The sequence below is a fragment of the Streptomyces bambusae genome, from assembly GCF_019400985.1.
Lineage (GTDB): Bacteria > Actinomycetota > Actinomycetes > Streptomycetales > Streptomycetaceae > Streptomyces > Streptomyces bambusae_A.
In genome coordinates this window covers 1-2,488 of record NZ_WTFF01000555.1, presented here as the reverse complement: position 1 = coordinate 2,488, position 2,488 = coordinate 1, and the positions used below count along the sequence as shown (strand labels likewise).

At 76.6% G+C, this 2,488-nt stretch carries 1 protein-coding gene and 1 pseudogene; both read right to left on the bottom strand.

What is annotated here, in order from left to right:
- Window positions 1-876: 876 nt before the first annotated feature.
- Window positions 877-2,190: pseudogene (locus GPJ59_RS35475) on the bottom strand (M16 family metallopeptidase); the annotation flags it as partial.
- Between the two features lie 22 nt (window positions 2,191-2,212).
- Window positions 2,213-2,488: lantibiotic dehydratase C-terminal domain-containing protein (locus GPJ59_RS35470; protein WP_219672228.1), on the bottom strand; the 276-nt coding region annotated here is incomplete at its 5' end.

Below are 2,488 nucleotides of genomic sequence, written 5' to 3'. Positions count from 1 at the left end.
GGCGTCGGGTGACGCAGCGGGGGCGGGAGCCGCCTCGGCGCGGGGCCTGCGGCTAACGGCGCCGGGAGCGACCGGGCCGGGGGCGGCGTCGGGTGACGCAGCGGGGGCGGGAGCCGCCTCAGCGCGGGGCCTGCGAGCAGCGGGGCCAGGACCAACGGAACCGGGAGCACCGCCCGCTGACGCCGCGGAGGCGACAACGGCCTCGGCCCGGCGCTTACGGGCAGCAGGGCCAGGACCAACGGAACCAAGGGTGCCACCGGGTATCGCAGCGGGGCCGACAGCGGCGTCGGCGCGGGGCTTGCGGGCAGTGGGGCCGGGGCCGACGGAACCAGGAGCACCGCCGGCTGACACCGCGGGGGCGAGGGCGGCCTCCGCGCGAAGCCTGCGGGTAACGGGGCCGGGGGCGGCGTCGGGTGACGCCGCGGAGGCGAGAACGGCCTCGGCGCAGAGCCCGCGGGCAGCGGGGCCAGGACCAACAGAACCGGGAGCGCCACCGGCTGACGCCGCGGGGGCGAGGGCGGCCTCCGCGCGGGGCCTGCGGGTAACGGGGCCGGGGGCGGCGTCGGGTGACGCCGTGGGGGCGAGGGTGGTCTCCGCGCGGGGCCTGCGGGTAACGGGGCCGGGGGCGGCGTCGGGTGACGCCGTGGGGGCGAGGGTGGTCTCGGCGCGGGGCTTGCGGGCAGCGGGGGCGGGCGTCATGGGGGTCTGGCCTGCGGGCGGGGGTGTCGGGGGCTGGGGCTTGGCCAGGGGGGTGGGGCGTTCGGCCGTGGCGTGGGGCGTGGGGGCCTGGGCCGCGGACCGGGGGGTCGGGATCCCACCCGCGACCCGAGGTGTCGGACTCCGGGGGGTCGGGGCCTTGGGCTCGGGTGTGGGGTGGGGTTCGAAGACGAGGGCTGCGCGGTTTGCCGGGTGGAGGTGGGTCTGGGCGAAGGCGCGTACCTCCTCGGTGGTGATCGACGCCAGGTGCTGCAGGGCGGCGGAGGCCGGGCCGTCCGGCTCGGCGTGGCCGAAGAACGCGGTGTGGCGGCAGAGTTCGTCCGCCCGGCCGCCGACCGTCTCCAGCCGGGCCAGCAGGACGCGCTCCAGGTGGGCGCGGGCGCGGAGCAGTTCGGGTTCGGTGGGGCCGGTGGCGGCGAAGCGGCGCAGTTCCTCGTCGAGGCTCGCTTCGATGTCCGCGGTGGTGGTGGAGGCCGAGGCCTTGACGTCGATCCAGCCCAGCGACGACGTCCCGGTGAGCCGGATCAGGCTGGTGGACAGGCGGGAGGCGGAACGGTCGCGGCGGATCAGGCGCAGCTTGAGGCGGCTGTTCTGCCCCGAGCCGAGGACCGCGAAGGCCAGGGCCGCCGCCTCGGCCTCCCGGGTGCCGTCCCGCGGCAGCCGGTACGCGTGCAGTACGGCTCCCGCGGGCACCGCGGCGCGGACCACGGCGCGCCGCTCCGCGCCCATGAGTTCGGGCAGCGCGGCGTCGGGCGGGGCCGCGGTGCCCCGCGGGCCGGGGATCCCCCCGAAGTAGCGCCGGATCCAGCCGAGGGTCTGCTCCGGTTCGAAGTCGCCGACCACGGCGAGGACGGCGTTGTCGGGGGCGTAGTGGGCGGCGAAGAAGTCCCGGGCGTCCTGGAGGGAGGCGGCGTCCAGGTCGGCCATGGAGCCGATGGGCAGGTGGTGGTAGGGGTGGCCGGGCGGGTAGGCCATGGCGACCAGGTGCTCCCAGGCGGTGCCGTAGGGGACGTTGTCGTAGCGCTGGCGGCGTTCGTTCTTGACCACCTCGCGCTGGTTGTCCAGGGATTCCTGGGTGAGCGCGTCGAGGAGCCCGCCCATCCGGTCCGCCTCCAGCCACAGGGCCAGTTCGAGGTGGTGGGAGGGGACGGTCTCGGTGAAGTTGGTGCGTTCGAAGTTCGTGGTGCCGTTGGGGCGGCCGCCGGCTTCCTGCAGGAGGGCGAAGTGGCCGTTGCCCGGCACGTTGCGGGAGCCCTGGAACATCAGGTGCTCGAAGAGGTGCGCCATGCCGGTGCGGCCGGACGGCTCGTCGCGGGAGCCTACGCCGTACCAGACGCACACGGCGGCCACCGGATGGAGATGGTCCGGCAGCAAGGCGATGCGCAGGCCGTTGCCCAGGCGGTGCTCGCCGACGCGGTGCTCGCTCGCGCGGTGCTCGCCGACGCGGTGCTCGCTCGCGCTGATCGTCTTCATGGGTGCGGCGCCCCCTTCTCTCTCAGCAGGCGCCGCGCGTGGGTGCGGCGTGCTGCTCGGCGTGGATCCAGCGGGCGAGGACGGCCTCTTCCACGGGCCGTACGCCGAGCCGGTTGTTGGTGAGGTGGACCAGGTGGAACAGCAGGTGGTCCGGGTTGCGGGGCCGGCCCCCGGCGGCGAGGTGGTCCTCGACGGCGGCCCGCAGGGACAGCCGGTAGGCGTCCAGGGCCGGGCGGTGCGGGCCGGCGCGTACCCGGTCGAGGCGGTCGCGCAGGTCCGGGGCGCGGCGGTGGGCGGC